The 21,690-nt window shown below is 56.3% G+C and carries 15 protein-coding genes; 13 read left to right on the top strand and 2 right to left on the bottom strand.

All coding sequences use genetic code 11. The features are described from left to right. Window positions 1–127: 127 nt before the first annotated feature. The 13 genes from JWR17_RS01110 to hemE all read left to right on the top strand — a co-directional run bounded on the left by JWR17_RS01110 (window position 128) and on the right by hemE (window position 19,545). A complete protein-coding gene (locus tag JWR17_RS01110) occupies window positions 128–1,192 on the top strand; it encodes a pilus assembly protein PilM (protein ID WP_299827469.1) in 1,065 nt (354 codons plus the stop codon). Beyond that, window positions 1,192–1,758 (top strand): PilN domain-containing protein, encoded by a 567-nt coding sequence (locus JWR17_RS01105; protein ID WP_299827467.1) that lies wholly within the window; start codon window positions 1,192–1,194, stop codon window positions 1,756–1,758. Before JWR17_RS01110 ends, JWR17_RS01105 begins: the two co-directional genes overlap by 1 nt. Continuing rightward, a complete protein-coding gene (pilO, locus tag JWR17_RS01100; protein ID WP_299827465.1) occupies window positions 1,755–2,378 on the top strand; it encodes a type 4a pilus biogenesis protein PilO in 624 nt (207 codons plus the stop codon). Before JWR17_RS01105 ends, pilO begins: the two co-directional genes overlap by 4 nt. Beyond that, the gene (locus JWR17_RS01095; RefSeq protein ID WP_299827464.1) at window positions 2,375–2,902 is read left to right on the top strand and encodes a pilus assembly protein PilP; all 528 of its coding nucleotides are present in this window, start codon (window positions 2,375–2,377) and stop codon (window positions 2,900–2,902) included. The genes pilO and JWR17_RS01095 overlap by 4 nt, the downstream gene beginning before the upstream one ends. A gap of 55 nt (window positions 2,903–2,957) precedes the next feature. Continuing rightward, window positions 2,958–5,057 carry a type IV pilus secretin PilQ family protein gene (locus JWR17_RS01090; RefSeq protein WP_299827462.1) on the top strand — a complete coding sequence of 700 codons (2,100 nt, stop codon included), beginning with the start codon at window positions 2,958–2,960 and terminating at the stop codon, window positions 5,055–5,057. A 4-nt stretch (window positions 5,058–5,061) separates the two neighbouring features. Continuing rightward, window positions 5,062–5,580: a shikimate kinase AroK gene (gene aroK, locus JWR17_RS01085; protein ID WP_299827460.1), complete on the top strand. Its 519-nt coding sequence runs from the start codon at window positions 5,062–5,064 to the stop codon at window positions 5,578–5,580. Between the two features lie 141 nt (window positions 5,581–5,721). Next, on the top strand, window positions 5,722–6,828 hold the full coding sequence (gene aroB, locus JWR17_RS01080) for a 3-dehydroquinate synthase (RefSeq protein ID WP_299827458.1): 1,107 nt from the start codon (window positions 5,722–5,724) through the stop codon (window positions 6,826–6,828). A gap of 10 nt (window positions 6,829–6,838) precedes the next feature. After that, complete coding sequence (locus JWR17_RS01075) at window positions 6,839–8,440, top strand: AAA family ATPase (RefSeq protein ID WP_299827456.1); 1,602 nt, start codon at window positions 6,839–6,841, stop codon at window positions 8,438–8,440. A 366-nt stretch (window positions 8,441–8,806) separates the two neighbouring features. Next, window positions 8,807–13,255 carry a glutamate synthase large subunit gene (gene gltB, locus JWR17_RS01070; RefSeq protein WP_299827453.1) on the top strand — a complete coding sequence of 1,483 codons (4,449 nt, stop codon included), beginning with the start codon at window positions 8,807–8,809 and terminating at the stop codon, window positions 13,253–13,255. A gap of 119 nt (window positions 13,256–13,374) precedes the next feature. Beyond that, window positions 13,375–14,793 (top strand): FAD-dependent oxidoreductase, encoded by a 1,419-nt coding sequence (locus JWR17_RS01065; protein WP_299827451.1) that lies wholly within the window; start codon window positions 13,375–13,377, stop codon window positions 14,791–14,793. Between the two features lie 243 nt (window positions 14,794–15,036). Next, window positions 15,037–16,650: a hypothetical protein gene (locus JWR17_RS01060; RefSeq protein WP_299827449.1), complete on the top strand. Its 1,614-nt coding sequence runs from the start codon at window positions 15,037–15,039 to the stop codon at window positions 16,648–16,650. Further along, window positions 16,647–18,389: a DUF6543 domain-containing protein gene (locus JWR17_RS01055; protein ID WP_299827447.1), complete on the top strand. Its 1,743-nt coding sequence runs from the start codon at window positions 16,647–16,649 to the stop codon at window positions 18,387–18,389. The genes JWR17_RS01060 and JWR17_RS01055 overlap by 4 nt, the downstream gene beginning before the upstream one ends. Before the next feature lie 88 nt (window positions 18,390–18,477). Then, the gene (gene hemE / locus JWR17_RS01050) at window positions 18,478–19,545 is read left to right on the top strand and encodes a uroporphyrinogen decarboxylase (RefSeq protein ID WP_299827445.1); all 1,068 of its coding nucleotides are present in this window, start codon (window positions 18,478–18,480) and stop codon (window positions 19,543–19,545) included. A gap of 51 nt (window positions 19,546–19,596) precedes the next feature. On the opposite strand, the gene JWR17_RS01045 is transcribed toward hemE, so the two are convergent. Together JWR17_RS01045 and JWR17_RS01040 are read right to left on the bottom strand one after the other, a co-directional pair. Beyond that, window positions 19,597–20,241, bottom strand: a complete 645-nt coding sequence (locus tag JWR17_RS01045; RefSeq protein WP_299827443.1) for a retron system putative HNH endonuclease — start codon at window positions 20,239–20,241, stop codon at window positions 19,597–19,599. Then, a complete protein-coding gene (locus tag JWR17_RS01040) occupies window positions 20,238–21,515 on the bottom strand; it encodes an AAA family ATPase (protein WP_299827442.1) in 1,278 nt (425 codons plus the stop codon). Before JWR17_RS01040 ends, JWR17_RS01045 begins: the two co-directional genes overlap by 4 nt. Window positions 21,516–21,690 lie beyond the last annotated feature (175 nt).

Genomic DNA, 21,690 nt, shown 5'->3' with positions numbered 1-21,690 from the left:
AAAAAACGCTGGGCATTATAAGCATTTTTCGTGTCCGAGCGTTATTTGCGCTACTGTTCGAGCAAGTGACAAAGGCGCTGGACGCTAAACAATCCGTAAGTGGCGGAAACTCATAGGGAATCGGTTTGTGTTCGAACTCTTCAGTAAGAAGGCCAATACCCTTCTAGGGATCGATATTAGCTCCACCTCGGTAAAACTCCTTGAACTGAGTCGCTCCGGCACCCGCTACAAAGTTGAGTCGTACGCGGTCGAACCGCTTCCCGCCAATGCTGTAGTAGAAAAGAACATTGCCGAGCTCGAAGGGGTTGGTCAGGCGTTGTCGCGACTGCTGATCAAGGCCAAGACTAATGTCAAAAATGTGGCGGTTGCGGTGGCCGGTTCCGCGGTCATCACCAAAACCATCGAGATGGATGCTGGCCTGTCAGACGATGACATGGAAAACCAGCTGAAGATCGAAGCTGATCAATACATTCCCTATCCGCTTGAAGAAGTCGCCATCGACTTTGAAGTGCAGGGCTATTCGGCGCGCAACCCAGAGCGCGTCGAAGTGCTGCTTGCTGCCTGCCGCAAAGAAAACGTCGAAGTTCGCGAAGCTGCCTTGGCGCTCGCCGGCCTTACGGCGAAAGTGGTGGATGTCGAAGCGTACGCGCTGGAACGTTCTTTCGGTCTGCTCACCGCACAACTGGGTCACGACCACCAGCAGCTGACGGTGGCGGTGGTTGATATTGGCGCCACCATGACCACCCTGAGTGTTTTGCATAGCGGCCGGATCATCTATACCCGTGAGCAGTTGTTTGGCGGGCGTCAACTGACCGAAGAAATTCAAAGACGCTACGGCCTGGTGATGGAAGAGGCTGGTCTGGCGAAGAAGCAGGGCGGATTGCCGGACGACTACGTGACGGAAGTGTTGCAGCCGTTCAAGGACGCCGTGGTGCAGCAGGTATCACGATCCCTGCAGTTCTTTTTCGCCGCCGGTCAGTACAACAGCGTCGACTACATCATGCTGGCGGGCGGTACCGCGTCAATTGCCGGGCTGGATCATTTGATCCAGCAACGTATCGGCACCCCCACGCTGGTGGCCAATCCGTTCGCCGACATGGCGCTGAGCAGCAAAGTCAACGCAGGCGCACTGGCCAGTGACGCACCGGCCTTGATGATTGCCTGTGGTCTTGCGCTGAGGAGTTTCGACTAATGGCGCGGATCAACTTATTACCGTGGCGCGAGCAACTCCGGGAGGAGCGAAAGAAGCGCTTTCTGACGGCCCTGGTCGGCGTATTGGTGGTTGCCGTCGGTGTGGTTTTCCTGGGTGATCAGTACATCAGCAAATCCATTGAGCACCAAACGGCGCGCAACGCCTATGTGCAGACCGAAATTACCCAGCTCGATGCGCGAATCAAAGAAATCAGCGAGCTCAAAGCGCGACGCAAGCAACTGCTGGAGCGCATGAAAATCATCCAGGACTTGCAAGGCAACCGTCCTATCATCGGTCGGATTTTCGATCAATTGGCGCGAACCCTGCCCGACGGTGTTTATTTCACTGAAGTAAAAATGACCAACAAGCTCATTAGTATTGTCGGCGCCGCAGAGTCAAACAACCGTGTTTCAGACTTGATGCGTAACCTGGAAGCCTCCGACTGGCTCGAAGGGCCTAGCTTGACCGAGGTCAAGGCGACTACCGCAGGTGGCTTGGACCAGGCAAACGTTTTCCAGCTGACGGTGCGCCAGACGCAGCCCCAGGTTGAGAGGGCCAAGCCATGAATCCTAAAGAATGGCTGGATGGCCTGCGCAAGATCGACATTAGCGATCTGGACTTAAACAACCTGGGCTCATGGCCCGCAGCGATCAAAACCATCGCAGGAGCGTTGGTTCTGATTATTGTGCTGGCGCTGGGTTACAACTTTTATCTGAAAGACCTGCAAGACCAGCTCGACCTGTCGCGGGCGGCCGAGGTCACGCTGAAAGAACAATTCGCGACCAAGGCTTATCAAGCGGCAAACCTGAACGCCTACAAAGTGCAAATGAGGGAGATGGAGAATTCCTTCGGTGCACTGTTGCGCCAATTGCCGAGTGATACCGAAGTCCCGGGTCTGCTTGAAGACATTACGCGCACGGGGTTGGGCAGCGGTCTGGAGTTCGAAGAAATCAAGTTGCTGCCTGAGGTGACCCAGCAGTTTTACATTGAGCTGCCGATCCAGATCACCGTAGTGGGGGCGTATCACGACCTCGCGACGTTCGCCAGTGGTGTTGCCAGCCTGCCGCGCATCGTCACGTTGCATGACTTCCAGATCAAGCCGGTCGAGCCTGGCGGCACGCAGAAATTGCGCATGAGCATTCTGGCCAAGACTTACCGCTACAACGACAAAGGGCTGCAAAAATGAGGGCCGCCAGACTGCTGTGCATCAGCGTGGCCTTGATCAGCCTGGCCGGGTGTGACAACGACACTCAATTCAGTGATCTGAAAGCGTACATGGATGAGGTGCGCTCACGCCCTACCGGTGTGATTGAGGCATTGCCCAAATTCCGCCCTTACGAAGCATTCGCGTACAGCGCGTCGACGTTGCGCAGCCCGTTTCAACCGCCGATCAAAGTTGATCTGACCAAGCGCCAGAAAGGTTCGAAGCAGGTCAAGCCGGATGAAACCCGGATCAAGCAATTTCTTGAAGGCTTCAACATCGAACAATTCCAGATGGTCGGGACCATGGCCAACCCGTCGGGAACCTTTGCCCTGATGCGCGGCGCGGGTGGTGTGTATCGCATGAAGGTGGGTGATTACTTGGGCCGCAATGAGGGGCGCATCGTTGCAATCAGTGAATCGCAAGTCGATGTCGTTGAAATAGTTCCTGATGGAGAGGGTGCATGGCTCGAGCGGCCGCGCATTATTTCCCTCAAAGAGAAATCATAAAAGGGTGGAGCCAAGCATGTACAACACCCTCGGGTCAGCACAGCGGAATTTGATCATGAACAGGATTTTCTCGGTTATCGGCGTTTCGCTTTGCGTAGCGATGATGTCCCCGATGCTCGAAGCCGCCAACTTGAAAACGTTGGATAGCGCGGCATTACCGGGAGACCGTGTGGAGTTGAAGCTGACCTTCGATGGCCCGATCCCTGTACCGCACGGCTATACCACCGAGCAGCCAGCGCGGATCGCCCTGGATTTGCCGGGGGTGACCAGCCAGTTGGCGACCAAAACCCGTGAGCTGGGCGTCGGCAATACGCGCAGCGTGGTGGTGGTCGAAGCCAAAGACCGTACGCGGGTCATCATCAATATGACGACACTTGCGCCCTACAGCTCGCGGGTCGAAGGCAACAACCTGTTCGTGGTGATCGGTCAGGGGGCTGCGACGGCTCAGCGCTCCCAACCAAGCGTCCCGCCAAACACCGCCAAGGGGGCTGCCCGTGTGTCGGTGCCAACGGCTGCTCCGGCCAAGTCGTATGCAGCCATTGGCAAGGCGATCAAGAATATTGATTTCCAGCGCGGCGAGCTGGGCGAAGGCAACGTCGTGATCGAACTGACGGATCCGGGGATCGCACCGGATATCCAGGAGCAGGGCGGCAAAATTCGTGTGGATTTCGCCAAGACCCAACTGCCGGATCCCTTGCGTGTTCGGCTGGATGTGAAGGATTTCGCAACACCGGTGCAATTCGTTACAGCCAGTGCGTCGGGTGACAAAGCCAGTATCAACATTGAGCCGTCCGGGGCGTTCGATTACTCGGCCTACCAGACAGATAACAAGCTGACCATCAGCGTGCGCCCGTTGACCAGCGATGACGTCGAGCGCCGCAATCTCGACAAACTGGTCTACACCGGGGAGAAACTTTCGCTGAACTTTCAGGACATCGACGTGCGCTCGGTCCTGCAATTGATCGCCGATTTCACCAACCTCAACCTGGTCGCCAGTGACACAGTGCAAGGCGGCATTACCCTGCGGCTGCAGAACGTGCCCTGGGACCAGGCGCTAGACCTGGTGCTGAAAACCAAAGGCCTGGATAAACGCAAGATTGGTAACGTATTGCTGGTCGCACCGGCAGACGAAATCGCCGCACGTGAACGGCAGGAACTGGAGTCGATGAAGCAGATTGCCGAACTGGCCCCGCTGCGTCGCGAATTGCTGCAAGTGAACTACGCCAAGGCCGCCGACATCGCCAAGCTGTTTCAGTCGGTAACCAGTGCCGAAGCTAAAACCGAAGAGCGTGGTTCGATCACCGTTGATGAGCGGACCAACAACATCATTGCCTACCAGACCCAGGACCGACTCGATGAGTTGCGCCGGATCGTCTCGCAACTGGATATCCCGGTGCGTCAGGTGATGATCGAAGCGCGCATCGTTGAGGCCAACGTCGGTTACGACAAGGCGCTCGGCGTGCAGTGGGGCGGCTCAACCAATGCGAACGGCAACAGTAAATGGACCGCGGGCGGTACCGGTGTGGTGACCACGCCAACCGGAACCGCCCCGAACCTCAACTCCCCTTATGTTGATTTGGGCGCTGCGAATGCGACCTCAGGCATCGGTATTTCCTTCCTGACCGACAATATATTGCTCGACCTTCAGCTCAGCGCCATGGAAAAAACCGGTAACGGCGAAGTGGTTTCTCAGCCGAAGGTCGTTACGTCCGACAAGGAAACGGCAAAGATCCTCAAAGGTACTGAAGTCCCGTACCAGGAAGCCAGCTCCAGCGGTGCAACATCGGTGTCCTTTAAAGAGGCGGCGCTGTCCCTAGAAGTGACACCGCAGATTACGCCAGACAACCGGATCATCATGGAGGTCAAGGTGACCAAGGATGAGCCGGACTACGTCAATACCGTACTCGGCGTACCGCCTATCAAGAAAAACGAAGTGAATGCCAAGGTGTTGGTAGCGGATGGTGAAACCATCGTCATCGGTGGCGTATTCTCTAATACGCAAAGTAAAACCGTTGAAAAGGTGCCATTTTTGGGTGATGTGCCGTATGTTGGCCGACTTTTCCGGCGCGACGTGGTTTCGGAGGCTAAATCCGAGTTACTGGTGTTTCTCACCCCGCGTATCATGAACAACCAGGCGATTGCTGTGAGTCGTTGATTCTGTGCAAAATTTAATACTTGTAGGACCGATGGGCGCTGGCAAAAGCACCATCGGTCGCTTGCTGGCCAAAGAGTTGCGCTTGCCGTTCAAGGATTCCGACAAGGAAATTGAACTGCGCTCCGGCGCCAACATTCCGTGGATATTCGATAAAGAAGGCGAGCCCGGATTCCGTGACCGCGAGCAGCAAATGATTGCTGAGCTGTGCGCGGCTGACGGTATTGTCCTGGCGACTGGCGGTGGCGCGGTAATGCGCAGCGAAAACCGTCAGGCGTTGCGTGCTGGCGGGCGTGTGGTGTATTTGCATGCCTCGGTTGAGCAGCAAGTCGGCCGCACAGCCCGTGACCGCAACCGCCCCTTGTTGCGAACCGCCGATCCGGCACGCGTATTACGCGAACTGCTGGAAATCCGTGATCCGTTCTATCGGGAAATCGCCGATCTGGTGGTGGAAACCGATGAGCGACCGCCTAGATTGGTGGTGTTGCACATTCTGGCGAGACTGGCCGAGCTCGCTCCCCGTTAAAGCGCGGACCGAAATGCGCTATTCTTAATCACATTGAAATTGTCGCGACGTGGCGTAAAGCCATGATTTCTATAGCGGCCATGACTCAGAACTAGAATCAAGGGCGCGCGGCAGGCGTACTCTTTATCAGCGTGGGGACACATGCAGACACTTACGGTCGAGCTGGGCGAACGAAGCTACCCGATCCACATTGGCGAAGGCTTGCTGGATCGGCCTGAGCTGCTGGCGCCGCACATTGCCGGACGGCAAGTGGCGATTGTCTCCAATGCGACCGTTGCGCCCCTTTACCTTGAGCGACTGACCCGCACGTTAAGCAACTACAACGTGTTGCCGGTGGTGCTGCCTGACGGTGAGGCCTTCAAAAATTGGGAAACCCTGCAAACCATCTTCGACGCATTGCTGACCGCTCGGCATGACCGGCGCACCACTGTGATTGCCTTGGGCGGCGGCGTGATCGGCGACATGGCCGGTTTTGCGGCGGCCTGCTACCAGCGAGGCGTGGACTTTATTCAGATTCCAACCACCTTGTTGTCCCAGGTCGACTCCTCGGTGGGTGGTAAAACCGGCATCAACCATCCTCTGGGCAAGAATATGGTGGGCGCGTTTTATCAGCCCAATGTCGTGCTGATCGACACCACGACCCTCAATACCTTGCCGGAGCGAGAGCTGTCGGCGGGTTTGGCTGAAGTCATCAAATACGGCCTGATTTGCGATGAATCGTTTCTGACCTGGATCGAGGAAAACGTCGACCAGTTGCGCGCGCTTGATCAAGCCGCGCTGACGGTCGCTATCGAGCGTTCTTGCTCGGCGAAAGCCGCGGTCGTCGGTGTGGACGAGCGTGAGACGGGCGGCATCCGCGCGACACTTAACCTGGGACACACCTTTGGCCACGCCATCGAAACCCACATGGGTTATGGCGTTTGGCTGCATGGAGAGGCTGTTGCGGCCGGCACGGTAATGGCGTTAGAAATGTCGTCACGCCTGGGCTGGATTACCCAGCAGGAACGTGATCGGGGGATTCGCCTGTTCCAACGGGCCGGACTGCCGGTCGTACCGCCCGAGAACATGACAGAGGAAGACTTCCTCGAGCACATGGCAATCGACAAAAAAGTGGTCGACGGACAGTTGCGTCTGGTCCTGCTGCGGCGCATTGGCGAAGCCGTCGTCACTGCCGATTATCCAAAAGAAGTATTACAGGCCACGCTGAGAGCGGATTACCGCGCTCTCGTGGATCAGCTTAGAGGTTAATGAGAAATCCATGACTAGTTTGCATGCCGACGAGGCCTTTCTCGGCCATTTCCAGTTGAGTCATGATCCCTTTGCGACGCGGGTACCTGGCTTCAAATTTTTCCCGGCACAACGTAAACCCGTGCTTGGGCAGCTTCACCATTTGGCCCGTTACAGTGAATTGCTGTTGGTCGTGACTGGCCCGCAAGGCAGCGGCAAGACCTTGCTGCGCCAGGCATTGGTTGCCAGCACCAACAAGCAATCTGTGCAAAGCGTCGTGGTCTCGGCGCGCGGCGCCACTGACGCTGCGGGAGTTTTGCGTCAGGTTGCCCAGGCGCTCAACGTGGCCCAGCCAGAGATGCGCGCGATCCTTTCCCAGGTTGTGCAACTGGCGCTGACCGGACAAGAAGTCTATTTATTGGTCGATGATGCCGAACAACTTGGCGAATCCGCACTCGAAGCCTTGCTTGGTTTGGCGGCGGGCACCCCGGAAGGGCGTCCGCATGTCTTTCTGTTTGGCGAGTCGTCATTGATCGACAAGCTGGATCAGCTCAGCGCCGAGGAAGAACGTTTCCACGTCATCGAGTTGCAACCTTACACCGAAGAAGAAACGCGTGAGTACCTGGCTCAGCGTCTGGACGGTGCCGGTCAAGGCATCGAATTGTTCACGGCTGATCAGATTGCTGATATTCACGAACATTCCAATGGCTGGCCGGGCGCGATCAACCAAGTCGCCCGCGATGCAATGATCGAAGCCATGATCGCTAGTCGCACTGCGGTCAAGCGTCCAAGTATGGGGTTCAAGATGCCAAAGAAACATGTACTGGCTTTAGGTGCAGTTGTCGTAGTCGGAATATTGGCCGCATGGCTGATTCCGGGCCACAACGCTAATAACACTGGCACCGCACCGGCCGCACCACCTGCCAATGCGCAGGCGCAATTGCCGCTGGGCCAGGGACAGCCTGCCGCTCAGCAGTCGAACAATGGAGCTGGCCCTGCGATTGAATTCGCAGGCAATTCGCAACCGATGCCGTTACCGCTGGGTAAGGGGCAGCCAGTGATGCGCGGTCCGCTGGCGGAAGCTGCAGGGGACAGTGATGGCGACGAGGGCGGCCCGGCAGGCAATCTTCAGCCGCCTACCGTCACCACCACTGCGCCTCCGGTTGGCGTTCCTGCCGGCCCGACACCCACCGTAGCGCCTGCGCCGACACGTGCCGCACCGGTTGCTGCGGCCAAGCCAACACCGGCGGCCAAGCCCGCTCCAGCGCCTGTTCAAGTGGCTAGCGCCAAGCCAGCCCCTAAAGTGGCAGAGAAGCCGGTGGCCGCTGCGGCCAAGCCTGCCGCGGGTGGTAGCTGGTACTCGGCTCAGGCTCCAGGTAACTATGTCGTGCAAATTCTCGGCACCAGTTCCGAAACCACCGCCCAGACATTCGTGCGCGAGCAAGGCGGCGAGTACCGTTATTTCAAGAAAACCCTGCAAGGCAAACCCTTGTATGTCGTGACCTACGGCAGTTTTTCCAATCACGCCGCTGCCACCGCAGCAATCAAGGTATTGCCAGCCAAGGTTCAGGCTGGTAAACCTTGGCCTCGTACTGTCGCCAGCATCCAACAGGAACTGGCCGCAAGTCGCTGAGAATAGGTGGTCCGCCTTAAAAAATGCGGGCCGCCCATACAGCAATCCCGGAATATCGCTCGTGCGTGCTGCTTTAATGCAGCGCGCCTTGTAGTGTCTGCGTTACAGACGTAGGCAGTGTTTCAGGGCGGTTCAGTCAAATTTCCAAAAAAGACTTTGACTAGCACAACATCTGGCTTTAAACCTTTCATTAATGCGACATAGATTTGCGACTGTTCGTCGCCAAGTTTGTGACGGTTTGTGTCGGTGTGTACAATGACCTCCCTTTTGCCCCCGCAAAGCTGGCGAACGTTCGGCGCGGTTGGTAAATGGCTGAATTGAAAAGAAATTTGCCCCGAAAAGAGGCAGCCTGGTGAGAAAGTGTCTATGAAAGCAGGTCTGTACCATCCAGATGAATTCAAGGATAACTGTGGTTTTGGCCTGATCGCCCATATGCAGGGCGAGGCAAGTCATAACCTGTTGCAGACGGCTATCGAAGCCCTGACCTGCATGACCCACCGCGGTGGGATCAATGCCGACGGCAAGACCGGCGACGGCTGTGGTCTGCTGATTCAAAAACCTGATGTGTTTCTGCGCGCCATGGCCCAGCAACACTTCGGCGTTGAGTTGCCTAAGCAATACGCAGTCGGCATGGTGTTCCTTAATCAGGACACCGCTAAAGCAGACGCCGCGCGGGAAAACATGAACCGCGAGATTCTGGCCGCCGGTTTGCAATTGATCGGCTGGCGCAAAGTGCCCATCGACACCAGCGTACTCGGCCGTCTGGCCCTGGAGCGCCTGCCGCAAATCGAACAGGTCTATATCGGCGGCGAAGGCCTGAGCGATCAAGCCTTCGCGATCAAGTTGTTCAGCTCCCGTCGTCGCTCTTCCGTGGCGAACGCCGCTGACAGTGACCACTACGTGTGCAGCTTTTCTCACAAGACCATCATCTATAAAGGCCTGATGATGCCGGCCGATTTGACGGCCTTCTTCCCGGACCTTCGCGACGAGCGCCTGCAAACAGCGATCTGCGTGTTCCACCAGCGCTTCTCGACCAACACCCTGCCGAAATGGCCGTTGGCGCAGCCGTTCCGCTTTCTCGCCCACAACGGCGAAATCAACACCATTACCGGCAACCGCAACTGGGCTCAGGCTCGTCGCACCAAGTTCGCCAACGAACTGATCCCGGATCTGGAAGAGCTCGGCCCGCTGGTTAACAGCGTAGGTTCCGACTCGTCGAGCATGGACAACATGCTTGAGCTGATGGTGACGGGCGGTATCGACCTGTTCCGTGGCGTGCGCATGCTGATTCCGCCTGCATGGCAGAACGCTGACACCATGGACGCCGAGCTGCGTGCGTTCTATGAATACAATTCCATGCACATGGAACCGTGGGACGGCCCTGCGGGCGTGGTCATGACCGATGGCCGCCACGCGGTGTGCCTGCTCGACCGTAACGGTCTGCGTCCGGCGCGCTGGGTCACCACCACCAACGGTTATATCACCCTGGCGTCGGAAATCGGCGTGTGGAACTACAAGCCTGAAGACGTGATCGCCAAGGGCCGCGTCGGTCCTGGGCAGATTTTTGCCGTCGATACCGAGACCGGTCAGATTCTTGATACCGACTCCATCGACAACCGCTTGAAGTCGCGTCATCCGTACAAGCAATGGCTGCGCAAGAACGCCCTGCGCATTCAGGCGAACCTGATCGATGACGATCAGGGTGAATCCAGCTATGACGCCGATCAGCTCAAGCAATACATGAAGATGTTCCAGGTCACGTTCGAAGAGCGTGACCAAGTGCTGCGTCCGTTGGCTGAGCAAGGCCAGGAAGCAGTAGGCTCCATGGGTGATGACACGCCAATGGCGGTGTTGTCCCAGCGTGTGCGCTCGCCTTACGACTATTTCCGTCAGCAGTTCGCGCAGGTGACTAACCCGCCGATCGACCCATTGCGCGAAGCCATCGTCATGTCGCTGGAGATCTGCCTCGGTGCCGAGCGCAACATCTTCCAGGAATCCCCTGAGCATGCGTCACGGGTGATCCTCAGTTCGCCGGTTATTTCCCCGGCGAAGTGGCGTGCGTTGATGACCCTTGAGCGTCCTGGATTTGAGCGTCACTTCATCGACCTCAACTATGACGAAAGCATCGGGCTGGAAGCGGCGGTCCTGAACATCGCTGACCAGGCTGAAGAAGCGGTGCGTTCCGGCAAGACTCAGTTGGTATTGAGCGATCGTCACATTGCCCCCGGCAAACTGCCCGCCCACGCCTCGTTGGCGGTTGGCGCGGTACACCACCGTCTCACTGAAAAAGGCCTGCGTTGCGACAGCAACATTTTGGTCGAAACCGCCACTGCCCGAGATCCGCATCACTTTGCGGTATTGATCGGTTTCGGTGCGTCGGCGATTTACCCGTTCCTCGCGTACGAAGTGCTGGCCGACCTGATCCGTACCGGCGAAGTGTTGGCGGACCTCGACGAAGCGTTCAAGTACTACCGCAAAGGCATCTCCAAAGGCCTGCTGAAGATCCTGTCGAAGATGGGCATCTCCACGGTTGCGTCTTATCGCGGCGCGCAGTTGTTCGAAGCGATTGGCCTGTCTGACGAAATCGTCAACCAAAGCTTCCGTGGTGTGCCAAGCCGGATCAAAGGTGCGCGCTTCAGTGACCTTGAAGCCGAGCAGAAGCTGCTGGCCGTCGAAGCCTGGAGCCCGCGCAAGTCGATCCAGCAAGGCGGCCTGCTCAAGTTTGTGCACGGCGGTGAATACCACGCCTACAACCCGGAAGTGGTCACTACCCTGCAAGCCGCTGTGCAACAAGGCGACTACAGCAAATTCAAGGAATACACCACGCTGGTAGACACCCGTCCGGTGTCGATGATTCGCGACATGTTCAAGGTCAAAACCCTTGACCAGCCGTTGGCAATGGAAGAAATCGAACCGCTGGAGAAAATCCTCAAGCGTTTCGACTCGGCCGGGATTTCCCTTGGCGCCTTGTCGCCTGAAGCCCACGAAGCCCTGGCCGAAGCCATGAACCGCCTTGGCGCGCGTTCGAACTCCGGCGAAGGCGGTGAAGACCCCGCGCGTTACGGCACGATTAGAAGCTCGAAGATCAAGCAAGTCGCCACCGGTCGTTTCGGCGTGACCGCTGAGTATTTGGTCAACGCCGAGGTCATGCAGATCAAGGTCGCCCAAGGCGCCAAGCCCGGCGAAGGGGGACAGTTGCCCGGTGGCAAGGTCAACGGGTTGATCGCCAAACTGCGTTATGCGGTGCCCGGTGTAACCCTGATTTCGCCGCCACCGCACCACGACATCTACTCCATCGAAGACTTGTCGCAGCTGATTTTTGACTTGAAACAAGTCAACCCGGCAGCGCTGGTGTCGGTCAAGTTGGTGGCGGAAGCGGGCGTCGGCACCATTGCAGCCGGTGTGGCCAAAGCCTATGCCGACTTGATAACCATATCCGGCTACGACGGCGGCACCGGTGCATCGCCGCTGACCTCGATCAAATACGCGGGCGCTCCGTGGGAACTCGGTTTGGCCGAAACCCACCAAACCCTGCGCGGCAACGACTTGCGCGGCAAGGTTCGGGTGCAGACCGATGGTGGTTTGAAAACCGGTCTGGACGTGATCAAGGCCGCGATACTCGGCGCCGAAAGCTTCGGCTTCGGCACCGCGCCAATGATCGCTCTGGGCTGCAAATACCTGCGTATTTGCCACCTGAACAACTGCGCCACCGGTGTCGCGACGCAAAACGAGACGCTGCGCAAGAATCACTACATCGGCACCGTCGACATGGTGATCAACTTCTTCACCTTCGTCGCCGAAGAGACCCGTGAGTGGCTGGCCAAGTTAGGCGTGCGCAGTCTCGAAGAATTGATCGGTCGTACTGATCTGCTGGAAATCCTGCCGGGTGAAACCGCCAAGCAGCAGCAGTTGGACCTGACGCCCTTGTTGGGCAGCGATCATATTCCTGCCGACAAAGCGCAGTTCTGCACCGTGGACCGCAACCCGCCATTTGACAAAGGTTTGCTTGCCGAGAAAATGGTCGAATTAGCCAAGCCAGCCATTGTCGAACTCAGCGGCGCTGAATTCGCCATGGACATCTGCAACTGCGACCGCTCCATCGGCGCGCGGATTTCCGGCGAAGTGGCCCGGCTGCATGGCAACCACGGCATGACCAAGGCACCGATCACGTTCCGCTTCAAAGGCACGGCCGGGCAGAGCTTCGGCGTGTGGAACGTTGGCGGCTTGAACATGTACCTCGAAGGCGACGCCAACGATTACGTCGGCAAAGGCATGGCGGGCGGCAAGCTGGTCATCGTTCCGCCAGTGGGCAGCGTGTTCAAGACTCAGGACAGCGCCATCATCGGCAACACCTGTTTGTACGGCGCAACCGGTGGCAAGCTGTTTGCTGCGGGCACTGCAGGCGAGCGTTTCGGCGTACGTAACTCTGGCGCCCACGCGATTGTGGAAGGCACCGGTGATCACTGCTGCGAATACATGACGGGCGGTTTCATCTGCGTGTTGGGCAAAACCGGCAACAACTTCGGTTCCGGCATGACCGGTGGTTTCGCCTACGTGCTGGACCAGGACAACACCTTCGTTGACAAGGTTAACCACGAGTTAGTGGAAATCCAGCGCATCAGCGGCGAATCGATGGAAGCCAATCGCAGCCACTTACAGCGCGTTTTGGCCGAATACGTCGAAGAAACCAACAGCGAGTGGGGCCGTAATCTCTCGGAAAACCTCGATGACTATTTGCGTCGTTTTTGGTTGGTCAAGCCAAAAGCAGCGAGCTTGAAGTCTCTGCTCTCAAGCACGCGTGCCAACCCACAATAGAACAGCCACAAGCTTCAAGCGGCAAGCTTCAAGCTAGAGGCAGCGCGCGGTGTTGGCATAATGATTTTCTTGCAGCTTGAAGCTTGGCGCTTGAAGCTGCAGTCAGGAGTTTTTTAGTAATGGCTGACCGTCTAAGTAATGACTTCCAGTTCATCGAGGTTGGGCGCAAAGATCCGAAGAAGAAGCTCTTGCGTCAGCGCAAGAAAGAGTTCGTCGAGATTTATGAACCGTTCAAGCCCCAGCAGTCGGCCGATCAGGCTCACCGCTGTTTGGGCTGCGGTAACCCGTACTGCGAGTGGAAGTGCCCGGTGCACAACTTTATTCCCAACTGGCTAAAGCTGGTTGCGGAAGGCAACATTTTGGCTGCTGCCGAGCTGTCACACCAAACCAATACCTTGCCGGAAGTCTGCGGCCGTGTGTGTCCTCAGGACCGTCTGTGTGAGGGCGCTTGCACCCTTAACGACGGTTTTGGCGCAGTGACCATTGGTTCGGTCGAGAAATACATCACTGACACCGCCTTTGCCATGGGCTGGCGTCCGGACATGTCCAAGGTCAAACCGACCGGCAAACGTGTTGCGATCATCGGCGCGGGGCCTGCGGGCCTAGGCTGTGCTGACGTGCTGGTGCGCGGCGGCGTGACCCCGGTGGTATTCGACAAGAACCCGGAAATCGGTGGCCTGCTGACCTTCGGTATTCCTGAGTTCAAGCTGGAAAAAAGCGTGCTGAGCAATCGCCGGGAAGTTTTCACCGGCATGGGAATCGAGTTCCGCCTCAATACCGAAATCGGTAAAGACATCACCATGGAACACCTGCTTGAAGAATACGATGCCGTGTTCATGGGCATGGGTACATATACGTACATGAAGGGCGGTTTTGCCGGCGAAGACCTGCCGGGGGTGCACGATGCGCTCGACTACCTCATCGCCAACGTCAACCGCAACCTGGGCTTCGAAAAGTTGCCGGAAGACTTCGTCGACATGAAAGGCAAAAAGATTGTAGTGCTGGGCGGTGGTGACACTGCGATGGACTGCAACCGTACCGCGATTCGCCAAGGCGCTAAGTCGGTGACCTGTGCGTATCGTCGTGACGAAGCGAATATGCCTGGCTCGCGCAAAGAAGTGAAGAATGCCAAGGAAGAAGGCGTACGGTTCCTCTACAACCGACAGCCGATCGCTATCGTTGGCGAAGACAAAGTCGAAGGCGTGAAAGTTGTCGAGACGCGTCTGGGCGAGCCCGACGCCCGCGGCCGACGCAGCCCTGAGCCGATTCCGGGTTCTGAAGAGATTATCCCGGCAGACGCTGTGGTGATCGCCTTTGGTTTCCGTCCAAGCCCGGCGCTGTGGTTCGAAGAGTTCAGCATCCAGACCGACAGCCAGGGCCGCGTCATCGCCCCGGAGCAGGCCCAGTTCAAGCACCAGACCAGCCACCCGAAAATCTTCGCCGGTGGCGACATGGTTCGCGGTTCTGACTTGGTCGTAACGGCTATTTTCGAAGGCCGTAATGCGGCTGAAGGGATTCTGGATTACTTGGGCGTTTAAAAAGACGGGAGCAATTCCTGTTTTTCTGTAGGGCCGAATTTATTCGGGAAGGGAAAATGCGGTTTTTCAGACAAACCGCGCCGCCGCTTCCCGAGTAAATTCGCGCTTATAGCGGATGTGTTTATCCTGATGTTTCCGACGGCTCGTCCTGTTTTAACACTGTGCTAGGGTGCCCTTTAACACGCGGAGGGCTATCGCACGTATCGTCTTCCTGTTTCCCACGTCATTTGCAAGGATGCAAACATGACAGTACCGACCGCTACAACTCTTCGAGCCGAACTCTCCGAAAACACTACCGACCCTTCCGATAAGCCCAGCGGGTTTATGCCCAGTTCAGTGTCGGCACGCGAACAGCGCGCTCGAGAACAAACCGATCGAACCATCGACGCGTTTCTCGAAAAGTTCACTGAAAAGGGATTTTTCCCCCAGGACAGTGAAGCAATGGTTTTTTCGCTACTGCCTCAGTTATCCGAATGGCCTGCCAACTTGCAACTTAAAATAGTTGATGAGAACGGCGATGAACTCGCGACTTATCTAAAGGGCAATGACCCACGCATTATCCTCAGTAGTGTGTCAGTGGTGGAAGATCGCTATGGCGAATATGTTACTTCCGAAGCTGATAACGAAGAAACACTGTTCAAGGTTATCTTTGACCAGCTTCCTCCAGGTTCCGGGTTAGGTCTTGGCGGCGATTTTCCTGGAAGCTCCACCACTGCCGGACGCATCGTGACGCTACGCGAGCAACTGGTGGAATTACTCCGGTCCGAGCGGGCAAAAGTATTCGAGGCGTTGTTGGCTGACGACGATCTGATGAAATCTGAATCAGGCTTCAGCGTACGCAACCGCTTTTTACCGCTTTGGAAACGTCACACTACGGAGTATTCGCCTGTATTAAACATTTTGCGGGCGCTTAACCCTGAAGTACCCGCTGAGCGTCTTGCTGTGCTGCTGGAGCGATTTCCCCTGTCCGAGGTGCAAGCGCGTGATTTGCTGGAAAAAGACATATTCCCGGAACCGTTCCTGAATGCCTTGAACCGGTACATAGACGAATGGCAAATGGACCGGGGGCTCGATGGCGTTTTCCATACAAGAACCTACAACCCTGACACTGATGAACTGACCAGACATTTTGGCCGACGTATTTTGAGAGATGTTCTGGGCCTCGAATTATTTATTTCCGAGGTTGACGACAAGGGTCAATACATCGTCGATCCTCAGTTTTCAACGGGTTCCATCCTATTGCTGCATAAGGGCGAAGGTAATTACGCAGTCAAGAACTTCAAGGATGATGAGGTCAGCAATTTCAATATCGGCACCGATAGCTTCTATCGCGCAATTGCTTCGGTACTGCAACCAGCTGAGTATATTAAATTGGGAATGCTATCCGACCATGACGTCGGTGGCTTTCGCTTGAGGCTTGGCAATGTCGCCGCGACTGCCAACGGCGGCTGGTTCTCGCCACAAACCCCTCTTCAAATAAACCCCAGTCTGTTACCCGCATGGCTGAAAGACGCCTCTGTTGCCGACAAGCTCGTTTGGAGCACTGCGTTGCTGACCTATCGCCAAGCGTTGATAGAGGCGCAGGCGCCAGCTCTTCTCACTATCAATCAATACCTCAATCCTGGCCAGTTGCGGGCCTATGCGAGGAACCTGTTGAGGAACAGGCTCGATTTCGATCTTGGCTTGCGGCTGGATCCGGATGCAATAATTGTCGTGACTACTACGACCAGGTTTGTCCCGACTCAGGGAGGTGCCGTGGGGCTGTATCCTGGTGGCGCGGTACCGCCGCTGACTGGCGGGGGGCTAGAAATAATCTCCACACGCCGCAGCCTTACCGAGCTCTGTCTAATAATTTGAGTGCCTTTGACCTGGATTTTGTGCTGACGGCCAAATTTCTAGATAAGGATGATCGTCCGGTCATGGCGTTAAGCCCCCTCTATGTGCATGGCCTGGTCCGCGAGCTGAATGTGGGTGAAAGCTACACAGCATTTCTGAAAAAGCGTTTGTTGGCGTCGTCTTTGGGGCAGTGGAACCGCGATAAATATACGCAGGTAATGGACGCGCAAATGCGTCTGGATGTAATTGAAGCCAAGATGGCTGGAGATTTAACCAACGATGGTGGTTTGCCGCCTGAACGGGCCAACCGAAGCTATAAATGGGTGCAGGCCGTTCTGAACCAAGCGCTTGATAGTGGCGCCACGGCTATGGTCGAAGGCCATCGCATTCGGGTGCAGACACTCAGATTAAGAGACACGTCTTCACATGATCCCCTGGATTTCATCACCGGTAACCCATTGGCTCAACTCAATGGCGTAACCTTGCGGGGGCTGCTAATGATTGCGCCTGAAGCCAGTAAAAGTGTGCCAAGTGTCGTGGTCTACACCCCTTCGGCCCCGGACAGCGTGTGCTTCCGCGAATATGCTAGCGAGGCTGAAATGCGGAGTCAGCTATTTTACGACCCTGTCTTAAGCGGCTATCTGAAAAGCCGGTTGCCCGTTGATCTGCGCTCTATCCTGCATGATGAATTGAACAACGGTCGACATCAGAGCTACCTGAAAATTGAAGCCCATCCGCTAGCCTCCGATAACTTTTACTTCGCAAGTTACGAAGCTGAAGTTCAGCGGGTCATAAGCGAAGTAGATGATTTGACTACTAGCACCGCCGAGGCCAACGGGCAAACCGCTTGGAACACCGTTAGCGCGCTGGCCAATTTAGCGGTTGAGTTCGCGCCCTTTAAGGTGCGGCTGCCTATCGCCGCAGCCCGCAGTATGTTTGCTGTCTCGCAAGGTGTCCGGGCAGCGGGAGAAGGAGATACCACCGCTGCTGTGCATTTTGTACAAGCAGCATTACTCCTGACTGACGGTTTACCGGGGGGAGAAAAGCCCAAGGCCAAACTGCCGTCCTCTGGAGGCTTGCGACCAGCAACAGCGCTGGAAACGACGCCAGAAGGATTGACGATGCGTACCGACGGCGTCTACAGCGGCGTGTATGAAAAGCCGCAGGTTAACGGCTTCTCGGCGTTCTTTGCCAAAAGCGGAGACAAGACGTTTCCTGTCCGCTACGACGCTCCAAACGGTACATGGCGGGCAATCGATCCGCGACGGCCAGACGCACTTTATCAAATGCCGATTCGGATCGATGGGCAGGGTCAATGGAACTATGACCCTGTCGGGTTGCTTGGCGGCGGCCCGGGCAAGGGCGCCAAAAAAGCGGCTAAAGCGGCCAAGGCCGCTAATGCCAACCCTACATCGGGACCAACGAAAACGGTAAATACCCCGCCGGCCGCCCCTGGGAAGAGGATAGATATGGAAGGGTTTTTTGAGTCCACGGGGTTTACAGACGCTGAAGATAGTTTTCCTCATGATAATGTCAGGGCGCAGGTCGAAAAGGCTGTGGCGCTTTACACAGACCGGCGCAAGGGCCGTTTGCACCCTTCAGAGGGAGGCTACACCATTGACCTTCCTCATCTTGGAAGCTCAAGTGGCGGAAGAGGCAAGTGGCGCTTGCGAATGCTTCCGTTCTATGACCCGGATACCGGTATTCTCGTCGAGAATGCAGTGAGACCTTTAGACATCATAAATCCTCACAAGGGCTAATCGACCCCGTCGATAAAAGGCACGGCTTCGGCCGTGCCTTTTTCGTCCGGCTCTGAGAAAATGCCCCACTTTTTGACCGGATGCCGACATGACTGCCTTGAAGAACGACCGTTTCCTTCGCGCCCTGCTCAAGCAGCCCGTCGACGTCACCCCGGTGTGGATGATGCGTCAAGCCGGTCGTTACTTGCCGGAATACCGCGCCAGCCGCGCCAGGGCCGGCGATTTCATGAGCTTGTGCATGAACCCGGAGTTCGCTTGCGAAGTCACGCTGCAACCGTTGGATCGCTTCCCGCAACTGGACGCGGCCATCCTGTTCTCCGACATCCTGACGATTCCGGATGCCATGGGCCTTGGTCTGTACTTCGAGACCGGCGAAGGTCCCCGTTTCAAGAAAACCGTCAGCACCCTGGCTGATATCGAAGCGCTGCCTATTCCGGACCCGCAAAAAGACCTGGGCTACGTCATGGACGCGGTCAGCACCATCCGTCGCGAACTCAATGGCCGCGTGCCTTTGATCGGCTTCTCCGGCAGCCCATGGACATTGGCGACTTACATGGTCGAAGGCGGTTCGTCGAAAGACTTCCGCAAGTCCAAGGCCATGCTTTACGACAATCCACAAGCCATGCACCTGTTGCTGGATAAATTGGCGCAGTCGGTGACCTCGTACCTCAATGGCCAGATTCTCGCGGGCGCGCAAGCGGTGCAGATCTTCGACAGTTGGGGCGGCAGCCTGTCCGCAGCGGCCTATCAAGAGTTTTCTCTGGCCTACATGCGCAAAATCGTCAACGGCCTGATTCGTGAACACGATGGGCGCAAAGTGCCCGTCATCCTGTTCACCAAGGGTGGCGGTTTATGGCTCGAAAGCATCGCTGACGCGGGGGCGGACGCGCTGGGCCTGGACTGGACTTGCGACATCGGCGAAGCCCGCCAACGGGTCGGCAATAAAGTCGCCCTGCAAGGCAACATGGACCCAACCGTGCTTTACGCAAACCCGGCGGCCATCCGCAGCGAAGTGTCACGCATCCTCGCCAGCTACGGCCACGGCACCGGCCACGTGTTCAACCTCGGCCACGGCATTACTCCGGAAGTAGACCCGGCCCACGCAGGTGCGTTCATGGAAGCCGTGCACGAAATGTCGGCGCAGTATCACCAGTAACGTGTGAGGGGAGGAGCCAACTTGTTGGCTCCAGAGGACCGGTCCTGCTGTCTAAGATGCTAGCAACTGTTCTGCGTAGCGAGCAATGACGTGGCTGAAAGCGGGCTTGTTTTCGTTTCCAGTAGCGCGCAGCCCAGCGATGATTTTTCCCAGATCCTCGTCGCTGGCTTCGCTTAGGAAATTGTTATCGAAAACCCCTCGAATAGCCTGTTCGCGGCGGTTGTTCAGGTAGGCGATATCCAGTGCCAGCACATCAATCATTTTCGACGCTGCTAGGTCTCCGCGTTCCGATGCCTGGATTTCCCCGGAAATCAAGTAGCGAAAGCGCAGCTCACAGCCGTCTTCCATGGGTGAAATGTAAAACACTTCGTCGAACCAATTGTCTTTGAGGTGGCCGCAATGCAAGGGGGTATCCGGCGTGGTTGCGCGAATGCACGATGCGTGGAGGTTTTGATAGTCCAACGCCAGCGGTACGTACAGTGATTGCGGTCGAAAGTGCTCAATGTGGCTGTCGGTCAGCCCAACTTCTCTGCCGCAATAGCAGCACGAAAAATTTTGCTCGGTTAACAAGCTATCGTGCAGCTCTTTCTTTAACGGATTTTGCAATGTCGTGTAGGTCGGTGTCCATTCTACGTTTGCTTCGTTCTTCCATTGGCTAAACGACGCAGGCTCAGTTCCTTTGATCAACTGCTTCATCGGCCGATTAGCTCCTTGCGCTTAATCAAGGCTTCGGCGCCCGCAAACTCAGGCAAGTCCGGGGCCATCTTTTTAAGGTTTTTCAGTAATAGTTTGGCCTGCTTGAGGTCGTTGTCTTCGAGCGCAGAAAACATTTCGCTTAACAACCGTTCAATTTCCGGTTCGCGTTGGGCCACACCCATTACCTCCTCCAAGACACTACTGGAGTCCAGGCCGTAGGTTATTCTTGGATGAGAGCCTTCACTATTATTCAGAATGATGACCTCTTCTGGTTTTAAGCTGCCGATAATTTGCGGCGAGTGGCTGGCAGCAATGAACTGCACTTTTGGGAACGCGTTTTTCAGGGCTGAGACGATAGTGCGTTGCCAAGCCGGATGCAGATGGATGTCCAACTCATCGATGATGACAACGCCGGATGTATTGGCGAGCACGTCACGTCCTATATGAGGGTTGAGGATGCACATGCGGCGGGCGATATCGGCGATCAACGCGACCATACCGCGTTGACCGTCGCTGAGATCGCTGAAAGGCAGGGATTTTTCCGCGCTTAAATCAACCATCAGGCTTCGAAGCTTTAGGTCGTATCTGACACCCATTGACTCAGGCAGTGCTCGTCGAATCGCGCTATTAGCCCAGGCTAGCTCATCGTCGAAGTTGTCCACAGCTGATTTGCTGTTGCCGATGGCTTCTAAGCGTTCGAGAGTTTTTCCGATAAACCAACTTTCAAAATCCTTCAGGTTCAATGCGGCATCCGACCAATTGGCATACCCATCCAGCCTGGAGACTCTTTGCGTTACAGCTAATTCAGCAGATAATCCGGAGGTCATCCAGCGACGACTCGCTTGATAAAAAGCGAGCATGGGCAGCTCAATTTCAGTTCCTGAATCGAGTTTAGTCATTGTCGCTATAACGGCGTTATAGGTAGGGCCAATGGTGGACGATTGCTGATCTCTTCTTTCTTTGATCACTAGCCAATCTGCTGAATTGAAAAGCTCACCCTTGCCTTCTAGCTTGACTGGATAGCGACGCTCAAACCTGATGCGCCCTTCATATTGATCGACGACAAAGCGCACTTGATCTTCCGTCTGCATAACGAAGTTTGAGAAACCGCCTACCACCGTGAAGTAAGGCGCAATGCTCGATACGATTCCCTGCAGCAACGACGTCTTCCCACTCCCATTAACCCCCACAACAAGGTTAAACCCCGGCTGGAAGTCAAAATGAGCATCTTCGTAGCAACGGAAATTCTGCAGGTGGAGGTGGTCGAGACGCATGGCTGGTTTCCTTTACCAAGTCTGGCGGATGCGCGAGTGTACCTCGGCTCGGTTTATCCGCCAGCGTTCCAGTTGTGACCAAACCTATGCATTCACCGCCAAGGGTTGCAGCTTGGCCAGGCGTCGTGCAACGGCCAGCGCGGCCAACAGCAGCACGCCGATAAATATACCGATG

This window comes from Pseudomonas sp., from assembly GCF_028293835.1.
In the GTDB taxonomy this organism is placed as follows: Bacteria; Pseudomonadota; Gammaproteobacteria; order Pseudomonadales; family Pseudomonadaceae; genus Aquipseudomonas.
The sequence above is the reverse complement of the archived record's forward strand: the minus strand, read 5'-3'. Positions and strand labels throughout refer to the sequence as shown.

Coding starts and splice junctions, on each gene's coding strand:
- JWR17_RS01075 (WP_299827456.1), top strand. CDS start 6,839: ATGACTAGTTTGCATGCCGACGAGGCCTTTCTCGGCCATTTCCAGTTG.
- JWR17_RS01095 (WP_299827464.1), top strand. CDS start 2,375: ATGAGGGCCGCCAGACTGCTGTGCATCAGCGTGGCCTTGATCAGCCTG.
- pilO (WP_299827465.1), top strand. CDS start 1,755: ATGAATCCTAAAGAATGGCTGGATGGCCTGCGCAAGATCGACATTAGC.
- gltB (WP_299827453.1), top strand. CDS start 8,807: ATGAAAGCAGGTCTGTACCATCCAGATGAATTCAAGGATAACTGTGGT.
- JWR17_RS01105 (WP_299827467.1), top strand. CDS start 1,192: ATGGCGCGGATCAACTTATTACCGTGGCGCGAGCAACTCCGGGAGGAG.
- JWR17_RS01065 (WP_299827451.1), top strand. CDS start 13,375: ATGGCTGACCGTCTAAGTAATGACTTCCAGTTCATCGAGGTTGGGCGC.
- aroB (WP_299827458.1), top strand. CDS start 5,722: ATGCAGACACTTACGGTCGAGCTGGGCGAACGAAGCTACCCGATCCAC.
- hemE (WP_299827445.1), top strand. CDS start 18,478: ATGACTGCCTTGAAGAACGACCGTTTCCTTCGCGCCCTGCTCAAGCAG.
- JWR17_RS01045 (WP_299827443.1), bottom strand. CDS start 20,241: ATGAAGCAGTTGATCAAAGGAACTGAGCCTGCGTCGTTTAGCCAATGG.
- JWR17_RS01040 (WP_299827442.1), bottom strand. CDS start 21,515: ATGCGTCTCGACCACCTCCACCTGCAGAATTTCCGTTGCTACGAAGAT.
- JWR17_RS01060 (WP_299827449.1), top strand. CDS start 15,037: ATGACAGTACCGACCGCTACAACTCTTCGAGCCGAACTCTCCGAAAAC.
- JWR17_RS01090 (WP_299827462.1), top strand. CDS start 2,958: ATGAACAGGATTTTCTCGGTTATCGGCGTTTCGCTTTGCGTAGCGATG.